General features: G+C 68.7%; 11 protein-coding genes. 10 read left to right on the plus strand and 1 reads right to left on the minus strand.

The window, feature by feature from the left end:
- Nucleotides 1-18: 18 nt before the first annotated feature.
- Both KEG38_RS14540 and KEG38_RS14545 read left to right on the plus strand, forming a co-directional pair.
- Entirely contained in the window at nucleotides 19-4,554 is a 4,536-nt protein-coding gene (locus KEG38_RS14540; RefSeq protein ID WP_272420030.1) for a sigma 54-interacting transcriptional regulator, read from the plus strand.
- Nucleotides 4,551-4,859 carry a hypothetical protein gene (locus KEG38_RS14545; protein ID WP_272420031.1) on the plus strand — a complete coding sequence of 103 codons (309 nt, stop codon included), beginning with the start codon at nucleotides 4,551-4,553 and terminating at the stop codon, nucleotides 4,857-4,859. Before KEG38_RS14540 ends, KEG38_RS14545 begins: the two co-directional genes overlap by 4 nt.
- A 15-nt stretch (nucleotides 4,860-4,874) precedes the next feature.
- On the opposite strand, the gene KEG38_RS14550 is transcribed toward KEG38_RS14545, so the two are convergent.
- A complete protein-coding gene (locus tag KEG38_RS14550) occupies nucleotides 4,875-5,384 on the minus strand; it encodes a hypothetical protein (RefSeq protein WP_272420032.1) in 510 nt (169 codons plus the stop codon).
- Between the two features lie 43 nt (nucleotides 5,385-5,427).
- Between KEG38_RS14550 and KEG38_RS14555 the strand changes: the two genes are divergently transcribed.
- The 8 genes from KEG38_RS14555 to KEG38_RS14590 all read left to right on the plus strand — a co-directional run bounded on the left by KEG38_RS14555 (nucleotide 5,428) and on the right by KEG38_RS14590 (nucleotide 14,951).
- Nucleotides 5,428-6,399, plus strand: a complete 972-nt coding sequence (locus KEG38_RS14555; protein ID WP_272420033.1) for a Uma2 family endonuclease — start codon at nucleotides 5,428-5,430, stop codon at nucleotides 6,397-6,399.
- 367 nt (nucleotides 6,400-6,766) lie between these two features.
- Nucleotides 6,767-7,438 (plus strand): hypothetical protein, encoded by a 672-nt coding sequence (locus tag KEG38_RS14560; protein WP_272420034.1) that lies wholly within the window; start codon nucleotides 6,767-6,769, stop codon nucleotides 7,436-7,438.
- Nucleotides 7,439-7,719: 281 nt separating this feature from the next.
- Entirely contained in the window at nucleotides 7,720-9,186 is a 1,467-nt protein-coding gene (locus KEG38_RS14565) for an aldehyde dehydrogenase family protein (protein ID WP_272420035.1), read from the plus strand.
- A gap of 25 nt (nucleotides 9,187-9,211) precedes the next feature.
- Nucleotides 9,212-10,540: a 4-aminobutyrate--2-oxoglutarate transaminase gene (gabT, locus tag KEG38_RS14570; protein ID WP_272420036.1), complete on the plus strand. Its 1,329-nt coding sequence runs from the start codon at nucleotides 9,212-9,214 to the stop codon at nucleotides 10,538-10,540.
- Entirely contained in the window at nucleotides 10,537-11,988 is a 1,452-nt protein-coding gene (locus KEG38_RS14575) for an aldehyde dehydrogenase family protein (protein WP_272420037.1), read from the plus strand. The genes gabT and KEG38_RS14575 overlap by 4 nt, the downstream gene beginning before the upstream one ends.
- A 29-nt stretch (nucleotides 11,989-12,017) precedes the next feature.
- Nucleotides 12,018-13,175, plus strand: coding sequence for an ABC transporter substrate-binding protein (locus tag KEG38_RS14580; protein WP_272420038.1), 1,158 nt, complete (start codon nucleotides 12,018-12,020; stop codon nucleotides 13,173-13,175).
- 10 nt (nucleotides 13,176-13,185) lie between these two features.
- On the plus strand, nucleotides 13,186-14,112 hold the full coding sequence (locus tag KEG38_RS14585) for an ABC transporter permease (protein WP_272420039.1): 927 nt from the start codon (nucleotides 13,186-13,188) through the stop codon (nucleotides 14,110-14,112).
- Complete coding sequence (locus tag KEG38_RS14590; protein WP_272420040.1) at nucleotides 14,109-14,951, plus strand: ABC transporter permease; 843 nt, start codon at nucleotides 14,109-14,111, stop codon at nucleotides 14,949-14,951. Before KEG38_RS14585 ends, KEG38_RS14590 begins: the two co-directional genes overlap by 4 nt.
- Nucleotides 14,952-14,953 lie beyond the last annotated feature (2 nt).

Genomic DNA, 14,953 nt, shown 5'->3' on the forward strand with positions numbered 1-14,953 from the left:
AGAGGAGCCCAGGGAACGTTGCAGCTCCCGCCCCGATACGAGCCTATCGCACCCCTTGGCAAGGGCGGCGGTGGAGAGGTCTGGTCCGCGAAAGACCGCATCACCGGCGTGACCGTCGCCGTGAAGGTCCTCGCCGAGGGCGCGAACGAGGCGGAAATGCTCGCCCTCGTCCGCGAAGCCGTCGCGCTCTCCGGCCTCGAAGGCCTCGGCGTGCCGCGCATCCTCGGCTTCGGACGTCTGCCGAACAGCCGCCGCGCGTACCTCGTGCGGGAGCTCGTGGTCGGCAAGAGCCTGGCCGCGCGGTTCGCCGAACCCGATGAGCCCCTCGAGATCCTCGACGCGATCGCGCAGGCCGCCGATCAGCTCACGCGGCTCCACCGTGCGCTCTTGCTGCACGGCGATCTGAAGCCCGCGAACATCATCGTCGGGCCGGACGGCAAGGCGACGCTCGTCGACCTCGGGCTCGCGGCGAACTTCCGCGAAGGCGGCGAGCTCCCGTCGGGCATGACGCCGCGGTACGCCGCCCCGGAGCTGCTCTCGGGCGCGCCGCTCGGCGTGCGCGTGGAGATCTACGCGCTCGGCGTCACGCTGCGCGAGGCGCTCGTGGCGGTCGGGCCCGCGCTCGATCCGGCCGTCGTATCGGCGCTCGAAGACGTCGAGCGTCGCGCCACGGCGGCCGATCCGACGAGCCGCTTCCCGAGCGCGGACGAGCTCGCGAGCGCCATCCGCCGCGCCGCCTCCCTGCCGATGCCCGAATCGTTCGCCTCGCGTGACGCGCTCGTCTGGCCGATCGTCGGTCTCGACGAGCATGCCGCCGCGCTCGACGCGCAGATCGAGGCGTTGCGCTCGGGCGGCGGCATCGTGGTCACGGGTCTGCCGGGCGCGGGCAAGAGCACGCTTCTTCGACGCGTCGCGTGGTGGCTCGGCGTGAAGGGACGCGGCGTGGCCTGGGTCGAGGCCGCGGTCGCGCCCGATCCGGGGCACGCGATGGATCTCGAGCTCGTGGGGGCGGGAGAGCCGCAAGGTGCGATCGTCCTCGTGGATGACGCCGATCGCCTCGCCAAATCCGACCTGACGCGCCTCGCGTCGCTGCGCGAGGCCGGCGCCCGCGTCGTCGTGACCTTCGACCCCGAGCGCCTGCCGAATCTGCCGGGCCCGACGCTCGAGCTCTTCGCCGTCCCGCCGCTCGACGAGTCGCGCGCGCGTGACCTCGTGCGCTCGGCGATCCCTTCGCTCGGCGACGTCGTCGCGGATCACGTGGCGCGGCGCGCGGGCCATTTGCCCGGGAAGATCCGCGCGATCGTCGAGGCGATCGCGCGCGCCCCCGTCGCGAGCCCTGCTGACGTCGATCGTCTCCTCGCCGAGGAGGACGAGCGCGGCACCGATCGCGAGCGCGCGATGAAGCTGCTCGATCGGGGCCACGTCGACGAGGCCGCCGAGGTGCTCGCGCGTCTCGAAGACGACCCCTCGCCGGCCGTGGCGATCGCCCGCGCGCGCCTGTTCACGAGCCGCGGCGATGCCATGCGCGCGATCGCCGAGCTTGAACGCGTGCACGACGAAGCCCTCGCGGCCGACGCCGAGATCGCAGCCTCGTATTGCCTCCACGCGTCGCGCGCGCTCCTCCGCGCCGGCGACTACGCGGGCGCCGAGACCCAGGCCGGCGCCGCGTCCGAACGCACGGGCCTCTCGGCGGCCGCGGACGACGCCGCCCCGCTGCCACGCGCGGAAGGCCGCCGCGCGCTCGCCATGCTTGCGATCGCCGCGGACGCGCTCGCCGTCTCGGGCCTCGCGCAGAGCTTTTCCGCGCGGCACGAGGACGCCAAGCGCACGCTCGCGCGCGCCGTCCGCCTCGCGCGCGCCGTCGGCGAGCCGCGGATCCTCTCCGTCGCGCTTGGCTCACTCGCCTTCGCGCTCCAGCGTGACGATCAGCTCGACCCCGCCAAGGCCGCTTACGAAGAAGCCCTCACCGCGGCGGAGCAAGCCGGTGACGCGGGCAGCGTGGCCACGACACGCTTGAACCTCGCGGGCATCGCCAAGGGGCAGGGCGACCTCGCGGCCGCGCTCATGCACCTCGAAGCGGCGGTCGACATGGGCCACCGCTCGGGCCGTGTCCCCACGCTTCGCCAGGCGCTCCTCAACCTCGCGAACCTGGAGCTCTACCTTGGCCGACTCGCGCGGGCGCGCGTCTCCATCGACCAGCTCGCGCTCCAGCGCAGCGAGCTCGGCCTGAGCCAACGCGCGCAGCTCCTCTCGCTCGAAGCCGAACATGCCGCGCGCTCCGGAGATCCCGCCGCGGCCGAGCGCCTCTGCCGCGCGTGTGCCGAGAGCTGGGAGAGCCTCGGCCGGGGCGTCGACGCGGCCGAAGCGCGGCTCGAACGTGTCCTTATCGCGCCTGTGACCCCCAGCGATGACGTGCACGATCTCGAAGCCGAGATCGAGCGTGCATCCGCGGCGCTCGGGGGCGGCTCGGCGCATCGCCCGCTCCTCTCGCTCGCGCGCGGCCGCGTGGCCACGCTTCGCGGTGACGAACGACAGGCCGCGGCGCATTGCGAGGAGGCGCTCGAAGCGGCGCGCGCCTCGGGCCAGAAGGACTTCATCGCCCGCGCCCTCGAAGCGCGCGCGGCCCTGCACGAGGACGGCGGCAAGCCCATGCTCGCGCGCCGTGATCGGGAGGCCGCGCTCGCCGTCCTCGAGGAGATCGCCTCGGTCTTGCCGCGCGACCTGCGCGAGGTCTTCTGGGACGACCCGCGCCGCCGCGCCCTGCGCGCGCTCTGCATGCCCTCCGTGCACACGCCGCAGCAGGCCACGACGGCCGCGTCGCCGAACGCCTCGCCTTCGAGCACGCTCGCGGCGATCCGCAAGGCTCCCACGGAGGAGCGCCTCGCGCGCATCCTGGAGATCAACCGCGCCATCGCGGGCGAGGTCGATCTCGCGCGCCTGCTCGAGAAGGTCACCGATCACGCGATCGCCCTGCTCGGCGCGGAGCGTGGCTTCGTCATCCTGAAGAGCACGCAGCCGCGCGACGAGGCCGATCCTTCGGCGCCGCTGCCCTTCGCGCTCTCGGTCCATGCCTTCCGCGGCCGTGAGGGCGACGACGCGCACGCGCGGTTCTCGCAGTCGATCGCCGAGCGTGTCGTCCATGTCGGCGAGCCCATCGTCACGGTGAGCGCGCGCGAGGATGACCGCATGGCTGGGTATGTCTCGGTCCACCAGCTCATGCTCCAGTCGATCGCGTGCGTGCCCATCCGCGCGCGGGGTGGCGAGGTGATCGGCGCGCTCTACCTGGAGACGCGCCTCCGCCCTGCGATGGGCTTCACGGACGAGCTCCCCACGCTCGTCGCGCTCGCCGATCAGGTAGCGATCACCATCGAGACGGCGCGCCTCGTCGGCGAGAACGCGCGGCGCGCGCGCGAGCTCGAAAAGAAGAGCGAGGAGCTCGAACGGGCGAACCGCGACCTCGAGGCTGCCCGTGCCGAGCTCGAAGAGCTGCTCGGCCTGCGCACCGAGGAGCTCAAGGCCACGAAGCGTGACCTCCGCTCGGCGCGCGCGGTCATCAAGGGGCATTTCGGCTACGAGGGCCTCGTCGGCCGCAGCGAGGCCATGCGCCGCGTCTACGCGCTCATCGACCGCGTGAAGGACACGGACATCCCGGTCCTCGTCATCGGCGAAAGCGGCACGGGCAAGGAAGTCGTCGCGCGGGCCATCCACAATGCTGGCCCGCGCGCCAAGAAGCCTTTCGTGGGCATCAACGTCGGCGCCATTCCCGAGCACCTCCTCGAGAGCGAGCTCTTCGGCCACATGCGAGGCGCCTTCACCGGCGCCGACCGGGATCGCCGCGGCCTCTTCCGCGAGGCCGAGGGCGGCACGATCCTGCTCGACGAGATCGGCGAAATGCCGCCGAAGATGCAGGCCGGCCTCCTCCGCGTCTTGCAAGAAAAGGTCGTCCGCCCGGTCGGCGGCGCGCGCGAGGAGCCGGTCAACACGCGCGTCGTCGCCGCGACGCACCGGGATCTCGTGGCGATGACCGCGGCCGGCACGTTCCGCGAGGACCTCCTTTACCGCCTGCACGTCGTCGAGGTCCGCGTCCCGCCTTTGCGCGAGCGCATCGAGGACATCCCGATCTTGATCGACCATTTCCTCGGCATCTTTGCGGCTCGTTATGGTCGTGAGCGCCGGAGCGTCTCGCGGGCTGCGCTTCGCCGGCTGATGGGGCATAGCTGGCCGGGCAATGTGCGCCAGCTCGAGAACGTCCTCTTGAATGCGTGGGTCCTCTCCGATCAAGCGGAGCTCGAGCCCGAGGATTTCGAGCTCCCGGAGGCCCGCCTCGCCCCGCGCCCGCCCCCTCCGCCGGAGAGCCTCCGTGAAGGCCCGCGCAGCGTTTCGCCCGAGCCCTCGCGCAAGCTCTCCTCGCTCGAAGCCCACAAGGCCGACGAGCGCGAGCGTATCCTCTCGGCGCTCCAGGCCTCGAACTGGAACCGCGTGAAGGCCGCGCGCCTCGTGGGTTTGCCCCGCCGCACGTTTTACAGGCGCCTCAAGGAGTACGGAATCCAATGACGACTGAGCCCGGTAACCTCGCCGCATTCGTGGACGGCGTCGCGCTGCCTGAAGAGGCGGCGCGCGACCTCTGGAAGCGCTTCAGCGAATGGATGGGCGAGCACAAGGGTGACATGGAGGGGTTCGGAAAGATCAACGGATACACGCAGATCACGCCCGAATTCAGGGGCGGGCGGGCCGTGCTGATCGCGTATACGAAGGAGCCGCCGCCCGCGCCGCCGCCGCAAAAGAAGCCGGCGGGGAAGGGGGGCGGACGTGGTCGCATGGGTGGCGGGGGTCGTCGAGGCGGCGGCGGAAGACGCTGAATTCGTTCGGCGAGGTCATTCCTCGTCGTCTTCGTCCTCCATGGCCTGCATCGCCGCTTCCCACGCCTCGGGCCGCGTGGTCTCAGGGGCGCGGTTTTCGAAGGGAGACCCTTCGAGCGACGGGATCTCCACGATACACAGGCCGAAGTCGTCGTAGGGCGCGCCTCCTTCCGCCAGAAGGACCACCTCGTGCTTGCCGATCTCTTCGAGCGGTAGGTGCCCGTACGACCACGTATCGACCACTCCGTCCCAGATCATCATCGCGGACGAGCTCAGCATATCGAGCGCCGGATCCTTGATCCCCGGGCTCATCGACATCGCGTGGATGAAGTGGTCGAGGACCTGCACGATCTCCACCGCTCGGCTTGCCACGCCGGCGAAGCGCCACTCACCGATGCGCTCCTCGACCGGAATCATCACGAAGCAGAGAAGCACTCCACGCACGTCCGCAAAGGACGCGTCCCCGGTGAAGAGCGCCTGCGCGGCTTCGAGGGAGAGGGGGAGGGGGTGCGGGATGGTGGACATTGGGGGAGAGTACGTGGATCGGGGGACGTGGTATACGTTCGTCATGGCACCTCCGGTCGAGACGAGCGAGGACGCCCTGCCTGAACCGCCCGTGACCCCATCGGCGGGGGCTTGGCGCGCCATGACACCCCAGGCTCGCGAGCGGTTCATTGACGAGGTCGTCGTAGCGTTCTCGGATCCGCGATGGAACGACGGGAACGGTCAGCCCCATAATCTCGCCAAGCGCCGCGCGACCGACCGCCTCCGCAGGCACTTCGACGCGATTGGCCGACGCATCTATCTCACCGAGGGAGAACTCAGCGTCCTCTACCCCGGCGAGCGCGCGTTCTGCCCGGACATCCTCGCCGTCGTCGACGTCCCCGAGCCCGAGGACGACGAGCGGATGGCGTGGGTCGTGGCCGACGAGGGGCGAGGGCTCGACCTGGTCATCGAGGTCCTCTACGAAGGTCGCCGCAAGAAGGACCTCGTCGACAACGTGGAGCGGTACGCGCGCCTCGGGATCCCCGAATATTTCGTCTACGACCGCAAGAAGCAGCAACTCCACGGCTTCCGCCTCCCGGCCCCGGAGGCGCGTCGATATCAGCGCATCGTGCCGCAGGCGGGGCGATACGCCTCGGGCGTGCTGGGCCTCGACCTGGCCATCGAGAAGGGCAAGCTCGAGTTTTTCTACGGAATGGCCGCGATTTTCGGGACGGAGGACCTCATCGGGCGCCTCCAGGGCATGATGCAGAGCTTGGAGGCGAAGGCCGAGCAGGCCGAGGCGCAAGTGGAGCAAGCCCAGGCGAAGGCAGAGCAGGCCGAGGCGCAAGCGGAGCAAGCCCAGGCGAAGGCAGAGCAAGCCCTCACGAGCCTGCAAAACAGCCTACTCGCCATCGTCGCGGCCCGGGGGATCCCGTGCTCGGACGACGACCGCGAGCGCGTCCGGTCCTGCGTCGAGCTCGAAACGCTCCAGCGCTGGCTCGTCCGGGCGGCTACGGTCGGCTCGATGGCCGAGGTTCTCGCGGAAAACGCGTAACCGTCACGTCCGAACGCCGCTTGCAAGGGTTGCAAACGCCGTCGGTGACGTCCGAATGCCGCGTGCAACGGTTGCAAACGGCATTTGCACCGCTCCGAGACCCGTCTGCAAGCGTTGCAAACGCCTCTCGGAGTGTCCGAACGCCGCTTGCAAGCGTTGCAAACGCCTCTCGGAGTGTCCGAATGCCGCTTGCAACGCGTGCAAGCGGCATTCGTACGCGCACACTGCGCCTTGCAACGGCTGCACGCGGGTCTCGTGACGCTCACCGGGGAGTTTTCCGTCGATAGTGTGCTCCCCTTGCATCGTCGCCTCGGCCGGAGCGTCTGCCTCACGACGTTTCACACGTGACCCCTTTCTGGAGGTTCCCATGTCCCATCCCCGCAAGATCCCGCCCACGCTGCTGCTCGACGAAGCCGAGGCCGAGGTCTTTTTCACGCGCTCCGGACTGAAGGCCGACCCCGATGCGCACGATCTCCTTTTCCTCACGGACGGCTGGCTCGCGATGATCGAGGTCGTTCGTACAAAGGAGCGCTCGGCTCGCGAGGCGCAGGCGGACGCGGACGCCGCGCGTACCATCGCCAATACGCGGCTCGATCGTGCTTGCCAGCGATTCGGGGACGAGCTTTTCCTCGCCGTGGGCAAGGAACGCGGGGCGGCGCGGTGGTCGCAGTTTTTCTCGGTCCCCGTCAGCAAATTCATCCGCCAGGCGTTACCCAAGCAAGTCGCGCGCGTGATCGGATGGCTCGATTCGAAGGATCCGATCCTCGATAAGCACCGCGCGGGACTCGAACCCTGGGCGAAGGCGGCAGACGCGGCGCTCAAGAGGACCACGGCGGTCGCCACGGTGCGCGGCGAGGCGCGCATCGGCCGGGAAGAGCTCGCCGAGGGGCTCACGCGCGAGCGGGACGGATTGCACGAGGCATTGTCGGCCCGCGCGCGGGAGCGAGGTTTGCCGCGCGACTGGGCGGGTCAGTTTTTCCGGAAGGTGAGCCGGGCGGGGGCGGCGAGCGAGGAGGGGGACGAGACGGCGGCGGGATGAATCGATCCGACGTATGATTGAAATGGCGAGCGTACCATTGCGACGCTCGAACGAGCCCCGCCAATCCGGCTGCGCGCTTGCTCCTCGCGGCCAGCCGTGCAGGCCCTCGCGAGCGCACCCCGCCCCCTCGTTTGCCCCCGCCCCCGCGCCTGCCCCCGCGCTCACGCCTGCCGGGTCCGTCCGCGTCGGTTCCTCGTCCGCCCTCGCGCCCTTTTTTCTCCCGCCGTGGTCCTCATCCCGGGTAGACTGCCCGCCTTCCGAGGGGAGGAGAGGGCCGCGCAATGAAACGCTATCAGATGCTCATCGGTGGGAATTGGGTGGACAGCGTCTCCGGTCAGACGCGCGAGCTTCGCGACCCGGCCAATGGCGAGATCGTCGCCACGGTCCCCGAAGCCTCCCGGGAGGACGCGCGGGCCGCCATCGACGCGGCGCGTGCGGCATTCGACAACGGCCCCTGGCGCAAAACCTCCGCGCTCGACCGCGCGAAGCTCCTCTTCAAGCTCGCCGAGGCCATCACCAAGGAGGCCGACGCCCTCGCGCGCCTCGAGGTCCAGAGCTGTGGCAAGCCCCTCGCCGAGGCCCAGTTCGACGTCGCCGACGCCGCCAACTGCTTCGAGTTCTACGGCGGCCTCGCCACCAAGATCGCCGGCGAGACCATGAACGTCCCGGCGAACAGCGTGAGCTTCGTCGTCCGCGAGCCCGTCGGCGTCTGCGGCCAGATCATCCCCTGGAACTACCCGCTCCTCATGGCGGCCTGGAAGCTCGCGCCCGCCCTCGCGGCCGGCAACACCTGTGTGCTCAAACCGTCGGAGCTCACGCCCCTCACGGCCCTGGAGCTCGGCCGCATCGTCACCGAGGTCGGTTTCCCGCCCGGCGTCGTCAACATCCTCACGGGCCCCGGCGCCGGCGCGGGCGAAGAGCTCGCCGAGAGCCCGCGCGTCGACAAGGTCGCTTTCACCGGCGGCACCGTCACGGGCCGCAAGATCCTCCAGGCTTCCGCGACCAACTTGAAGAAGGTCACGCTCGAGCTCGGCGGCAAGAACCCGAACATCGTCTTCGCCGACGCCGATTTCGAGGCCGCCGTCGACGGCGCGCTCTTCGGCGCCTTCGCGAACCAGGGCGAGGTTTGCTCCGCGGGATCACGCCTCCTCGTCGAGCGCTCGATCCATGATCGCCTCGTCGCCGCGATGGTCGAGAAGATCCCGCGCGTGAAGGTCGGACATGGCCTCGATCCCGCGACGAAGATGGGACCTCTCGTCTCGGGCGCGCATCGCGACAAGGTCGAGTCGTACGTTCGCATCGGCCTCGAGGAGGGCGCGCGGCTCGTCTGCGGCGGCAAGCGTCCGTCGGATCCTGCGCTCGCGAGCGGGCACTTCCTCGAGCCCACCATCTTCGTCGACGTCAAGCCCTCGATGCGCATCGCGCGCGAGGAGATCTTCGGGCCGGTTCTCGCCGTGCTTCCCTTCGACACCGAGGAGGAGGCCATCGCGCTCGCGAACGACACCGAGTACGGCCTCGCGGCGGCGGTCTGGACGAAGAACCTCACGCGCGCGCACCGCGTGATCCGCGAGCTTCGCGCCGGCATCACGTGGGTGAACACGTATCATCCGACGTTCAACGAGATGCCCTGGGGCGGCTACAAGCAGAGCGGCACCGGGCGTGAGCTCGGGCTCTACGGCATCGAGGCGTATCTCGAGACCAAGCAGGTCAACATCAATCTGGACGAGGCCCCGCTCGGCTGGTACTAGCCGACGTTTTTTTGGGAGAGACCGCATGCGGATCGAATTGAAGACCGAGATCCCGGGGCCTCGGAGCCGGGCGCTCATGGAACAGCGCCGCGCGGCGGTCGCCCGGGGGCCGTTCCATGGGACGCCCATCTTCGTGGCGAAGGCGCACGGCGCGGTGATCGAGGACGTCGACGGCAATCGACTGCTCGATTTCGCCTCCGGTATCGCCGTGGCGAACCTCGGCCACACGCCGGAGGACGTCGTGCGGGCCGTGCAGACGCAGGCTGAACGGTTCTTGCACACGAGCTTCAACGTCGTCCCGTACGAGGGCTACGTCGCGCTCTGCGAGCGCCTGAACCGCATCACGCCCGGCGCCTTCGCGAAGAAAGCCTTCCTCGCGAACAGCGGCGCCGAGGCCGTGGAGAACGCCGTCAAGATCGCCCGCGCCCACACGAAGCGGCAGGGCGTCGTCGTCTTCGACCACGCCTTCCACGGCCGCACGTTCCTCGCGATGACGATGACCAGCAAGGTCGGTTATCGGCAGGGCTTCGCGCCGTTCGTCCCCGAGGTCTACCGTACGCCGTTCCCCTACGCCTACCGCTCGCCCGAGCCCGACGCCTCCGCGTGGGCCATGCGCGAGCTCTCCGAGCTCGTCCTGCACCACGTCGGCGCGAACAACGTCGCCGCGGTCGTCATCGAGCTCGTCCTCGGCGAGGGCGGCTTCATCGACGCGCCCGTGGCTTTCGTCAAAGAGCTCGCGAGCTTCTGCAAGCAGCACGGCATCGTCCTCATCGTCGACGAGATCCAGACCGGGTTCGGCCGCACCGGCAAGCTCTTCGCGTGCGAGCACTACGGCATCGAGCCCGACCTCGTCACGCTCGCGAAGGGCCTCGGCTCGGGCCTGCCGATCTCCGCGGTCGTCGGCCGCGCCGAGATCATGGATGCGCCCATCGAGGGCGCGATTGGCGGCACGTTCGGCGGAAACCCCGTCGCCTGCGCGGCCGCGCTCGCCGTGATCGATCGCTTCGAGGCCGACGGCGGCGCGCTCTTGAAGCGCATCCACGCCGTCGGCGAGACCATCGGCGCGCGCCTCCTCGCGTGGAAAGAGCGTTTCCCGATCATCGGCGACGTCCGCGGCATCGGCCCCATGCGGGCCATCGAGCTGGTGAAAGATCCCCACACGCGGGAGCCGGACAAGGCCTCGGCGCAAGCGCTCGCGAAGTACTGTTATCAGCACGGCGTCGTCGTCCTCGGCGCTGGCACGTACGGCAACGTCATTCGCCTCGCCCCGCCGCTCACCCTCGAAGACACTGAGCTCGACGAAGGGCTCGTGGTCCTTGAAGCGGGGCTCGCAGAACTCGGGAGGAGCGCATGAGCCGGCACTTGCTCTTCATTGACGGCGCGTGGCGGGAGTCGTCCCGCACGCACACCATCAAGTCCCCCTACAGCGGCCGCATCGTCGCGGTCGCGGAGGAGGCGGATGACGCGCTCATGGAGCGCGCGCTTTGCGCTGCGAAGGCCGCGCAGACACGTTTCCGCAAGACGAGCCGGTACCTGCGCAGCCGCCTCCTCGCCGCGATGGCGCGACGGATCGACGAGGAGCGGGCGAAGTTCGTCGCGTCGATCGTCGACGAGGCTGGCAAACCCGCGGCGCTCGCGGACGCCGAGGTGTCCCGCGCGATCACCACCTTCATCGTCGGCGCCGAGGAGGCCAAGCGTTACGGCGGCGAGGTCTTCCCCGTCGACATCGACGCGGCGGGCCGCGCGTACGAGCCGGGCACGAGCCTCTTCGTCCCGCGTGGGCCCGTCCTCGCGATCACGCCGTTCAACTTCCCGCTGAACCTCGTCGCGCACAAGGTCGTACCTGCGCTCGCGATCGGCGCGCCCGTGCTCGTCAAGCCGGCGCCGCAGACCCCGGGCGCGGTCCGCCTCCTCGCCGAGGTCTTCGAGGCGGCGGCGAACGAGGTCTCCGAGAGCCGCGAGACCATCCCGCTCGCCGCGCTCCAGACGATCACCGCGCCGAACGAGGTCACGGGGCGCGCGATTCGTGACCCGCGTGTCGGCGTCGTCAGCTTCACGGGCAGCGCCTCCGTCGGCTGGAGCATCCAGAGCATGGCGCGCGGCAAGCGCACCGTGCTCGAGCTCGGCGGCAATGCTGCGGTCATCGTCCACAGCGGGGCCGACCTCGTCCGCGCCGCTTCCCGCGTCGCGTACGGCGCATTCGCGTATGCCGGCCAGGTCTGCATTTCCGTGCAAAACGTCTGGGTCGAGGAGAGCGTCGAGGAGGCGTTCCGCGGCTTCTTGATCGAGGAGGTCGCTCGCATCAAGACCGGCGATCCGCGCGCCGAGGGCGTGCTCGTCGGCCCGGTCATCGACGGCAAGGCGGCCGAGCGCATCACGACGTGGATCGACGAAGCGCAGAAGTCGGGCGCGAACGTCCTTTGCGGCGGCAAACGCGAGGGCAACCTCGTCCAGCCGACGGTCATCGATCGTCCGGGCGAGGCGCTCGCGATCGTGCGCGAGGAGGTCTTCGGCCCGGTGCTCAACCTGCTCACCTATCGCGACGTCGGCGAGGCCATCGAGGCGGTCAATCGTTCCAAGTACGGCCTCCAGGCGGGCGTTTTCACCGACAGCTTGCGTGTCGCGCGTCGTGCGGCCGAGGATCTCGAGGTCGGCGGCGTCATGATCAACGAGGTCCCCACCTATCGCGCCGATCACATGCCTTATGGCGGCGTGAAGGAGTCTGGCCTCGGCCGCGAGGGCGTCCGTTACGCGATGGAAGAGTACAGCGAGCGCAAGACCGTCATTTCGTACCGGGGATAGACCCGTCCGTGGGGATTGGAGGATTCGCGATGATTCGTTTGTCTTCGTGGGTATCGGCGGCGGGCCTCGCCGTGCTCGGGATCGCGGCGCTCGGCTGTGGCCGCCCGGGTGAACAGAAGCCGGAGGGCGCGGCGCCGACGGGCAGCGCGGCGCCCGCGGCGCAGAAGCCGGCCGACCCTGCCCAGAAGTTCAAGGGTCAGACCTTGAACATCCTCGCGTGGGAGGGGTATGCCGATGCCAAGTTCACGAAGGGGTTCGAGGAGAAATACGGCGTCACCGTCAAGGGCACGTATTTCGGTTCGAGCGACGAGCTCGTGGCGAAGCTCAAGTCGAGCCCCGGCGTCTACGATATCGTCTCGCCGTCCTCGGACGTCGCGTACACGCTCATGCAGGGCGGCCTCGTCGATCCCATCGACACCTCGAAGATCTCGAGCTGGGGCGACCTCGCGGACGCGCTGAAGAACCTCGACGACGTCAAGAAGGACGGCAAGCTCTACGGCGTCCCGTTCACCTGGGGCCCTGATTACCTCATTTACGACGCGAATGTCGTGAAGGAGGAGCCGAAGAGCTGGAAGGTCTTCTACGACGCGCAATACAAGGGCAAGGTCACCCTCTGGGACGACATCTCGAACATCTATCTCGTCGGCCAGATCATGGGGCTCGACAAGTCGAACCCGGCGGCGCTCTACAACATGACGGACGAGCAGCTTGCCGAGGCGAAGAAGAAGCTCGTCGAGCTCAAGCCCCAGGTGCGCAAGTACTGGGCGACCGCGGGTGAGCTCAACGATCTCTTCAAGAACAAGGAGGTCGTCCTGGCCGTCGGCTGGCCGCTCACGGTCGGCACGCTCAACAAGGAGGGCTTGAACCTCAAGGGCGTGATTCCGGAGGAGGGCGCGACGGGCTGGATCGATCGGCTCATGATCACCTCGTCGTCGAAGAACAAGGAGCTCGCGCTCGCGTACCTCGATTACGTCACGACGCCGAAGGCCCAGGCGCTCGTCTTCGAGGCGACGGGCGGGTATTGCGTGGCGAATGCCAAGGCCAAGGAGCACATGTCCGAGGACCTCAAGAAGAGCCCGTGTGTCACCGAGGGCGAGACGTACTTCAAGCGCCTCAACTTCTGGCAATACGTGAAGGAGCGCAAGAAGTACAACGAGCTCTGGAACGAGGTGAAGAGCGCGAAGTAGGCGAACGAGCATGGATACGGCGCCCGCCGCGAAGGCCACGGTACACACGCAAACCCCGCCGAAGAGGCGGGCGCTCCTGTTCCTCGTCCTGCCCCCTGCGCTCTGGCTGCTCTGCTTCCTCGTCCTGCCGTACCTGGGTCTGTTTTTCCAGAGCTTCCTCGGATCCGACGATCTCGGAAACGTCGTCCTCGAGCCCACGCTCGACCCGTGGAAGGCCTTTTTCACGAAGACCCTCTACCGGAGCACGCTGCTCTACACCTTCAAGATCGCGCTGACCGTCACGAGCCTCTCCGTGCTCTTCAGCGTGCCGCTTGCGTACTTCATCGCGTTCAAGGTGCGCCGCGGGAAGGAGCTGCTCTACAGCCTCATCATCGTCCCGCTCTGGGTGAGCTACATCGTCCGCGCGTATGCGTGGAAGATCATCCTCGGCCGCGAAGGAATCCTGAATTCCTTCCTGCAATGGGCGAAGATCACGGATGCGCCCGTCGAGGCCTTTCTCTACAGTGAATGGGCGATCATCATCGGCCTCGTCCACATCTACACGCCGTTCGTCCTCATGCCGGTGTACACGGCGTTCGAGCAGATCCCCCGCTCGCTCGTCGAGGCGTCGAAGGACCTCGGCGCCGGTCGCCTGACCACGTTCTTCCGCGTCGTCTTCCCGCTCTCGCTGCCCGGCGTCATCGCGGGCGGCACGTTCGCGTTCGTCCTGACGCTCGGCGATTTCCTCGCGCCCGTCCTGCTCGGCGGCACCGACAACCTCATGATCTCGAACGTCGTGCAGAACCTCTTCGGCACCTCGAACGATCGTCCCCTCGGCTCCGTCGTCGGAATCGTCCTGCTCGTCGTCGTCGTGCTGCTCCTGGAGACGACGTCCCGCGTCGAAAAATCGTTCGCCAGCCTCGAATCGGGCCGCGGCCGCCTCGGAGGCGCGCGATGACGCGTCAGTCTACGCATGGGGGCTCCGCTCGGACAAGCCGAGCTCTGCCCCCAAACCCCCGCATCGATCTGCCGACGCTCCTCGTGGGCGCTGCGGCGGCGTTCGTCCTCGCGTTCATCTACCTGCCGATGGTCGTCGTCGTCGTGTATTCGTTCAACCCCGACGCGGTGAACGTCTTCCCGATGCGCGGCTTCTCCCTCCGCTGGTATCGCATGCTGCTCGAGGACGAGCAGCTCGTGTCGGCGCTCCGCATCAGCCTCCTCGTCGCGCTCGGCGGCACCTCGATCGGCCTCCTCCTCGGGGTCCCCGGGGCCATTGCGCTCGCGCGCCACGAGTTCCCGGGCAAACGGCTCCTCGAACGGATCGTCCTTTTGCCGCTCACCTTGCCGGGCATCGTCACGGGCGTCGCCATGTTGAGCTTCTTTCCGCTCATTGGCGTCCCTGTCTCGCTCCTCGCCGTCCTCATCGGCCACGGCACGTTCCTCATCGCGATCACGCTCACGCAGGTCTATGCCCGCCTCCGGCGCCTCGATCCATCGCTCGAAGAGGCCTCGGCGGATCTCGGCGCGCCGCCGCTCACCACGTTCTTCCGGGTCATCCTGCCGAACATCAAGACGGCCATCATCGGCTCGGCGCTCCTCTCGTTCACGCTCTCGCTCGACGAGATTCCGGTCACGTTTTTCCTCATCGCGGGCGACAACACCCTCCCCATTCAGATCTGGGCCATGATGCGCCGGGGCATTTCTCCCGAGGTCAACGCGATCTCGACCCTCGTCTTCGCCGGATCGATCGGCCTCATCCTGCTCGGCACCGCGCTCGGCGGCCGCGACAAGGAGTAATC

Origin of the sequence: Polyangium jinanense (assembly GCF_028435265.1) — a bacterium.
Classification (GTDB): domain Bacteria; phylum Myxococcota_A; class Polyangia; order Polyangiales; family Polyangiaceae; genus Polyangium; species Polyangium jinanense.

What these genes read in the sequence shown, in the direction of transcription:
- KEG38_RS14560 (WP_272420034.1), top strand. Translation starts at nt 6,767, where the DNA reads ATGTCCCATCCCCGCAAGATCCCGCCCACGCTGCTGCTCGACGAAGCC.
- gabT (WP_272420036.1), top strand. Translation starts at nt 9,212, where the DNA reads ATGCGGATCGAATTGAAGACCGAGATCCCGGGGCCTCGGAGCCGGGCG.
- KEG38_RS14580 (WP_272420038.1), top strand. Translation starts at nt 12,018, where the DNA reads ATGATTCGTTTGTCTTCGTGGGTATCGGCGGCGGGCCTCGCCGTGCTC.
- KEG38_RS14545 (WP_272420031.1), top strand. Translation starts at nt 4,551, where the DNA reads ATGACGACTGAGCCCGGTAACCTCGCCGCATTCGTGGACGGCGTCGCG.
- KEG38_RS14565 (WP_272420035.1), top strand. Translation starts at nt 7,720, where the DNA reads ATGAAACGCTATCAGATGCTCATCGGTGGGAATTGGGTGGACAGCGTC.
- KEG38_RS14555 (WP_272420033.1), top strand. Translation starts at nt 5,428, where the DNA reads ATGGCACCTCCGGTCGAGACGAGCGAGGACGCCCTGCCTGAACCGCCC.
- KEG38_RS14590 (WP_272420040.1), top strand. Translation starts at nt 14,109, where the DNA reads ATGACGCGTCAGTCTACGCATGGGGGCTCCGCTCGGACAAGCCGAGCT.
- KEG38_RS14575 (WP_272420037.1), top strand. Translation starts at nt 10,537, where the DNA reads ATGAGCCGGCACTTGCTCTTCATTGACGGCGCGTGGCGGGAGTCGTCC.
- KEG38_RS14585 (WP_272420039.1), top strand. Translation starts at nt 13,186, where the DNA reads ATGGATACGGCGCCCGCCGCGAAGGCCACGGTACACACGCAAACCCCG.
- KEG38_RS14550 (WP_272420032.1), bottom strand. Translation starts at nt 5,384, where the DNA reads ATGTCCACCATCCCGCACCCCCTCCCCCTCTCCCTCGAAGCCGCGCAG.